7 protein-coding genes are annotated in these 6,145 nt (G+C 60.4%); 2 read left to right on the forward strand and 5 right to left on the reverse strand.

Annotated elements, in window-relative coordinates; genetic code table 11:
* The 4 genes from NW856_RS08645 to NW856_RS08660 all read right to left on the reverse strand — a co-directional run.
* On the reverse strand, positions 1 to 279 hold a 279-nt coding region (locus tag NW856_RS08645), incomplete at its 3' end, for a twin-arginine translocase subunit TatC (RefSeq protein WP_414399845.1).
* 158 nt (positions 280 to 437) lie between these two features.
* Entirely contained in the window at positions 438 to 1,643 is a 1,206-nt protein-coding gene (locus NW856_RS08650; protein ID WP_414399846.1) for an amino acid ABC transporter permease, read from the reverse strand.
* Positions 1,644 to 1,646: 3 nt separating this feature from the next.
* Positions 1,647 to 2,819: an amino acid ABC transporter permease gene (locus NW856_RS08655; RefSeq protein ID WP_414399847.1), complete on the reverse strand. Its 1,173-nt coding sequence runs from the start codon at positions 2,817 to 2,819 to the stop codon at positions 1,647 to 1,649.
* A gap of 108 nt (positions 2,820 to 2,927) precedes the next feature.
* On the reverse strand, positions 2,928 to 3,965 hold the full coding sequence (locus NW856_RS08660) for an amino acid ABC transporter substrate-binding protein (protein ID WP_414399848.1): 1,038 nt from the start codon (positions 3,963 to 3,965) through the stop codon (positions 2,928 to 2,930).
* A 263-nt stretch (positions 3,966 to 4,228) separates the two neighbouring features.
* On the opposite strand from NW856_RS08660, the gene NW856_RS08665 reads away from it, so the two are divergent.
* Positions 4,229 to 5,017: an amino acid ABC transporter ATP-binding protein gene (locus NW856_RS08665; protein ID WP_414349910.1), complete on the forward strand. Its 789-nt coding sequence runs from the start codon at positions 4,229 to 4,231 to the stop codon at positions 5,015 to 5,017.
* 8 nt (positions 5,018 to 5,025) lie between these two features.
* On the opposite strand, the gene NW856_RS08670 is transcribed toward NW856_RS08665, so the two are convergent.
* Positions 5,026 to 5,874, reverse strand: coding sequence for a class I SAM-dependent methyltransferase (locus tag NW856_RS08670; protein ID WP_414399849.1), 849 nt, complete (start codon positions 5,872 to 5,874; stop codon positions 5,026 to 5,028).
* A 28-nt stretch (positions 5,875 to 5,902) separates the two neighbouring features.
* Here NW856_RS08670 and NW856_RS08675 point away from each other — a divergent pair, with 28 nt between their 5' ends.
* Positions 5,903 to 6,118, forward strand: a complete 216-nt coding sequence (locus tag NW856_RS08675; RefSeq protein ID WP_011430147.1) for a hypothetical protein — start codon at positions 5,903 to 5,905, stop codon at positions 6,116 to 6,118.
* The last annotated feature ends 27 nt before the right edge of the window (positions 6,119 to 6,145 follow it).

Consider the following 6,145-nt stretch of genomic DNA (forward strand, 5'->3'; position numbering starts at 1 on the left):
CACAGAAACGAAAAAATACTCCCCCGGCGCCAGTTGCAAAAAGGTAACCCCCTGCGCGGGCACCTCCAGCAGGGCGACAATGCGGTTCACCGCGGCAAAGCAAGCGATGATGCAGATCACCACCGCGATCACGCTGGCCAACAGGCGGCTGCGCAGCTCTTCCAAGTGCTCCATCAAGGTCATCTCGACCTCGTAGGGAAACTCCGGATCCCGCACCCGACCAGACTCAGGGGCCGCCGCGGCTTGCTCCGGGGATTCGGTCTCAGAGGCAAGGGTCATGGGCCAAGGTGTAACGAGACGTTCCCCGCTATCTTAGCGCTGCCCCCTCTCCAGGGAAAAGCACTTGTCGAGCCGCTATAGGGGGATGTAGCCCTGGCCTGTTAAGGGGATCCCGGGGCCTGAGCAGAGGGGACGGGGAAGGGGAGTGGCTGCAATTTCTAGCGCTTGCCCAAGCCCAGCGCCTTTTCCACCTGCTGGGCGGCATAGGCCATGGCAAAACAGCAGATGAAGTAGATTAGGCCGATAAAAAACAGCACTTCCCGCTGGGTGCCCAGCCAGTTGGGGTTGGTGAACACCACGCGCCCCGCCTGCAGCAGGTCGATGAGGCCGACAATGAACACCAGCGACGTGTCTTTGAAGAGAGTGAGGAACTCGTTCACCAGCGCCGGAACGGCTGCCCGCAACGCCTGGGGCAAAATCACCAGAGCGGTCACTTGAAAGGGGTTCAAGCCCAGCGCCCGTGCCGCCTCCAGCTGGCCCAGCGGGATCGACTGCAGGCCGCCCCGCACGTCCTCGGCCACGTACACGGCTGTAAACAAGATGAAGGCCACCTCCGCCCTGATGATCAGGTTGACGCTGATCCCCCCCAGAAAGAAGGGCACCAACAGCCAGGCGGCAAACAGAATGGTGGTCAGAGGCACCCCCCGCACCAGCTCGATCACCAGCGTGCAGAAGATCCGGATTACCGGCAACGCCCGATTGGCCCGGCCCAACGCCAGCAACACCCCAATGGGGAAGCCGATGATCATGGCGGCTGCCGCCAAGATCAAGGTCAGCAGCAGTCCAGACAGTTGCTCAGCCCGCACTGCCGGCCAAGGGGGGCCCAGGTCGCCCAGCAGCAGCTGCAGACAGAGGGGCAAGATCAAGGCCCAAACCCAGATGGAAGCCAGCCGCCAGGATTCCCGTCCGCGACTGAGGGCAATAGCGGCAAAAGTCGCTCCAGAGCAAACCGCCAGCCACCCCTGCGACTGGGTTCCCAAAGGCAGGAAAGCGGCCAAGCCCATAGCAGCTCCCAAGAGAATGAGGTAGTGCAGCAGCACACCGCCCCAAGCCCCCCCCGCTACCCCCAAGGTGGCCAGCACAATTCCCAACACCGCCCACACCCGCCACAGTTGGCTGCTGGGGTAGGTGCCGCTGGCAAAGATTTTCAGGTTGGCCGGGATCACTTCCCAGCGGGCTTGGGTGAACGCCCAGTTCCAGAACAGGGAAATTGCCCAGGCCAACACCAAGGCAGAGACCAAGGTGAGCAAGGTGCTCAGCCAGGAGTCGAACAGGTTGCGGCGCACCCAAGCCAGAGGACTTTGTTTCTCCCTGGGGGGGAGTACCTTTTCTTCTACAAGGGGAGAGGAGAGACTGCTGGGCATGGGTTAGCGCTCCACCAATTTGACGCGGGCATTGAGCCAGTTCATGCCGTAGGAAACCACCAGGTTAAAGGTCAGGTAGGTGGCCATGAGGATGGCGAACATCTCCACCGAACGTCCCGACTGGTTGATGATGGTGCTGCTGATGTTGAACAGATCGGAGAAGCCAACGGCAATGGCCAAGCTGGAGTTTTTAATCAAGGTGAGATACTGAGTGTTCAAGGAGGGGATCATGATCCGCAGGGCCTGGGGCACAATCACCAAGCGAAAGGTTTGCAGCTCCGACAGGCCGATGGCCCGGGCTGCCTCCCACTGCCCCCGCGGCACCGCCAAAAAGGATCCCCGCACCACTTCGGCGATATAGCAGCCGGTGTAGGTCACCAAGCCCAGCATCATGGCGGTAAACTCCGCCGAAAGCTGGATCCCACCCCGGAAGTTAAAGCGCTCCAGTACCGGGACATCCAGCCGCACCGGCGGCTCCGGGAAGAGCACCCAGCAGGCCACCGCCAGCAGCGCTACCCCCGCAGCCACCCACAGGTTCCGCTGCCGGGATCCCAGCTCGGGTCGGCAGACTAGGAGCAGCTTGCGGATCCCCCACCCAGCCGCGATTACAATGGCCAGCGCGGGAACCAGCCAGCCGCTGGGATCCAACCCGGGCAGCTTCACTCCCCGCTGGTTGATAAAGACAAGCCCGCCGATGGAGAGACTGTTGCGCACCCCCGGCAGGGTGAGGATCACCCCCTGGTACCAGAAGATCACGATCAGCAGCACCGGGACATTGCGAAAGATCTCGGTGATGACGGTAGCCAATTGGCGGGCCAGCCAGTTGCTGGAGAGGCGGGCGATCCCCAAGACAAAGCCCATCGCCGTCGCCAACACAATGCTGACCGCGGACAGCCAGAGGGTGTTCACCGCCCCCACCACCAGCGCCTTCAGGTAGCTCTCGGAGGGGTCGTAGGGGATCAGCCCCTCGGTGATCCCAAAGTTGGCGGAGTTGCCCAGAAAGCGAAAGCCCAAACTGATGCCCAGGCGGCGCAGGCTGGCGAGGAGGTTCTGAGCAAGGATCCCGAACACCAGCAGCACGGCCACGACAAAGGCCACCTGCAGCAGAACTTTTAGGATGCGCTCATTCCGCCACCAGGGGGGGCGAAGGTGGGGCTGGTCAGACAGTGCAGTCATGGGGCGCAAGCAACAATCCAAAGCGTAACAGGGGACAAGGGATCCCTGGCTGGTACTGACCAACCGGGATCCCTGTCCCAGGGGGGGCGACAGCTCCCGGATTGCCGATCAGCGGAAAGGCGGCGCGTACTGGATCCCGCCCTTGGTGTAGGGCTGGTTCAAGCCCCGCGGCACGCCCAAGGGGGTCAGGTGGCGGTCGAAGATCTCGCCGTAGTTGCCCACCGCCTTGATGACATTGACCACCCAATCCGGCTTCAGGCCCAGCAGCTCTCCCAGGTTGCCCTCCTGGCCCAAGAAACGACGGATATCGGGATCCTCCGACTTGAGAAACTCCTCCACATTGGCGCTGGTGATCCCTTTCTCTTCCGCATAGAAGAGGGCGTAGACCGTCCAGTTCATAATGTCGGAGAAACTCTCATCTCCGTGGGGAACCAGCGGCCCCAAGGGCTCTTTGGAGATCACCTCCGGCAAGATCACGTGGTCGTCGGGAGAAGCCAAGCTGGCCCGGCGGGAGATGAGGGCGCTTTGGTCGCTGGTGATGGCATCGCAACGGCCCTCTTCGTAGGCGTTGAAAGAGGAATCATCGCCGTCGAAGGTTACTGGCGTAAAGGCAATGCCACGGGCGCGGAAGGTATCCGCCAAGTTCAGCTCGGTGGTGGTGCCGGCAATCACACAGATGGTGGCCCCCTTCAGATCTTCCAATTTCTCCACCCCCAGCGACTTCTTCACCATAAATCCTTGGCCATCGTAGTAGACGGTGGGGCCGAAGGTGACCGCCCACTCCCGATCCCGGGTGAGGGTCCAGGTGGTGTTGCGGCTAATCATATCGACCTCGCCCGACTGAATCGCAGACTGGCGATTGGCCGCCGTCAGGTAGACGTATCGAACCTTGTCCGGATCTCCAAAGAGAGCGGCAGCTACTGCCCGGCAGATGTCGATATCAAAACCCACATACTTGCCTTGGTCATCCAGGTTGCCGAATCCGGGCAGTTGGTTGTTTACCCCACAGATCAACTCGCCCCGAGCCTTGATGCGGTCGGTGAGCGGCCCCAGCTGCGCCCAAGCGGGAAGGGACTGCAGGCCCATAGACAACGCCAGTGCCCCGGCCAAGGGAGCCAATCCGTTCAAATGCTTTATCCAGTTCATAAAATTACCCCATGTCAATCCTCAAGATCTTCGTCGTCAACAGTCGTTCATACACGGCACTTCAACCGAGATACCGTGCCATTGGGTTACACTCCTGCCACACCCCACACCCCATAGAATGGTTTGCCATAGGCGCCTACGATTTTCTCAAAGCCTTACATGTCAGGGCGTATGGAAATGTTGCAGAGGCTACAGTTGTGGCTCGGCCAGTTCTGCCATGGTACCCATGCCTGCTTTGGTGAAACTTAGGGAGTCACCCACCCATGCAAGGATCCCCGCACATAAGGTCTTCACTCTCTCCGCAAAGTGCAGCCAGCGCTGACATTATCCAATGCGAAGATGTTCACAAGTGGTACGGCGAGTTCCACGTCCTCAAGGGCATTACCACCCGCATCCGCCGCGGAGAGGTGGTGGTGATCTGTGGGCCTTCAGGTTCGGGCAAGTCCACGTTTATTCGCACGTTGAACCGCTTAGAAGAACACCAGAGAGGGCGCATTGTGGTAGATGGCATTGAGCTGACCAGCGACCTGCGCAACATCGATGCCATTCGCCGCGAAGTGGGCATGGTTTTTCAACAGTTCAACCTGTTCCCCCATCTCACGGTTTTGCAAAATGTAACCCTTGGCCCAATCCACGTGAAAAAGATGAAAAAAAGCGAGGCGATAGAGCGGGCCATGGAACTGCTGAGCCGGGTGGGGATCGCCGAGCAAGCGGAAAAATACCCGGGGCAGCTTTCGGGGGGGCAGCAGCAGCGGGTGGCAATTGCCCGCGCCTTGGCCATGAATCCGGCGGTGATGCTCTTCGATGAGCCCACCTCGGCCTTGGATCCAGAGATGATCAAGGAGGTGCTGGACGTGATGCGGGAGTTGGCCCGCTCGGGGATGACCATGGTGTGTGTAACCCACGAGATGGGCTTTGCCCGCGAGGTGGCGGATCGGATTATCTTCTTCGACCGCGGCAAGATCGTGGAGGAAAACACCCCCCAAGAGTTTTTCAGCAATCCGAAAGAAGAGCGCTCCCGCCTGTTTTTATCCCAGATCCTTTCCCACTAGCGAGTCCTTCAGAAGGGGGTGAGGCGTGCCAGAAAAGCCCCCTCCGGCTCTTGATAGACAATCTGCCCCTGCCAGCCGTTGGCGTGGGCACACTGCAGCAGGGTTTCCGGATCTACAAATAGCCAGGGAAAGGGATCCCCCCGCTGGCCGTTGTACTCGGCTACAAAGTTCACTACCTTGGCTTTTGCCTCGCTCCCTTCCTGCCAATCTTCTGAGCCACCTGCTTCGAGGTGGGCAGGAGCGGCCAGCTTGCCAGAGGGATCTTCCAAGTTTTCTAAACACCCTCCCTCTTCTGCCGGCAGATTCCGCAGATCTGCGAGGTCGCTGGCATCGCTCAAATCGGTGGAATCCAGGAGCAACTGGCCAGTGGGCTGAACCCAGTGGCGAGCCAGGCGCAAAAAACGCTCCAAGCCCGACAGCGATCCCGCCAAGCCGACGCCGTTCATCAGCAGGAGTAGGGTATCGAAGGGCTCTCCTGGCCCCGGCCAGTGGAAAAGATCGGCGGCAATGCGGCAACGCACCCCCCGCTCTGCCATGATCTGCAACGCCACAGGGGAGCGATCCAAAGCGGCCACGGCCAATCCTTCCTCCTGCAGCAGCAGGCTGTGGCGGCCCGTGCCGGCGCCGATGTCCAGCACCCGACCGCGGCATAGATCCAAAGCCATGGCCTCCACCTCCGGCAGCTCCTGGGTGAAGAACACCTCTGGGGAGACCACCTGGGGCTCTTCCGCCAACGGGATCCCCTCCAGGCCGTAGGCATGCAAGAGCAGGGATCCCTTGGCCTGGCCTCGGTGCCAGTCCCATAGGGCTTGCTCTAAGGGATCCTGAAGTGGGTAATTCTCGACAGCCTTTATCATGGAAGGGGAAAGCTAAACCATTGACCCGATGGCCATCGTCGCCTTTCTTTACGGTGCCGCTATCGTCCTTTTGCTGATTGCAGCAGTGGTTTGGGCAACATCTCGGCAGTTCAATGTGGAGACCGAGACGCAGATCGGCACCTCGCCAGAAGAGCCCTCCGAGACCTCATCCGTTCCCATTTCCATTGTGGAGCAGCTAGAGCGCCAATACCGCAACAGCCCTTCCTACCGTCCCGATCCGTGACATACTCCCGCACTCATGCTGATGCAT

The sequence above is a fragment of the Synechococcus sp. R3-13 genome (assembly GCF_047462195.1).
GTDB lineage: Bacteria > Cyanobacteriota > Cyanobacteriia > Thermostichales > Thermostichaceae > Thermostichus.

Excerpts from the sequence above, each read along its gene's own strand:
- NW856_RS08650 (WP_414399846.1), bottom strand. The coding sequence starts at position 1,643 with ATGCCCAGCAGTCTCTCCTCTCCCCTTGTAGAAGAAAAGGTACTCCCC.
- NW856_RS08660 (WP_414399848.1), bottom strand. The coding sequence starts at position 3,965 with ATGAACTGGATAAAGCATTTGAACGGATTGGCTCCCTTGGCCGGGGCA.
- NW856_RS08655 (WP_414399847.1), bottom strand. The coding sequence starts at position 2,819 with ATGACTGCACTGTCTGACCAGCCCCACCTTCGCCCCCCCTGGTGGCGG.
- NW856_RS08665 (WP_414349910.1), top strand. The coding sequence starts at position 4,229 with ATGCAAGGATCCCCGCACATAAGGTCTTCACTCTCTCCGCAAAGTGCA.
- NW856_RS08675 (WP_011430147.1), top strand. The coding sequence starts at position 5,903 with ATGGCCATCGTCGCCTTTCTTTACGGTGCCGCTATCGTCCTTTTGCTG.
- NW856_RS08670 (WP_414399849.1), bottom strand. The coding sequence starts at position 5,874 with ATGATAAAGGCTGTCGAGAATTACCCACTTCAGGATCCCTTAGAGCAA.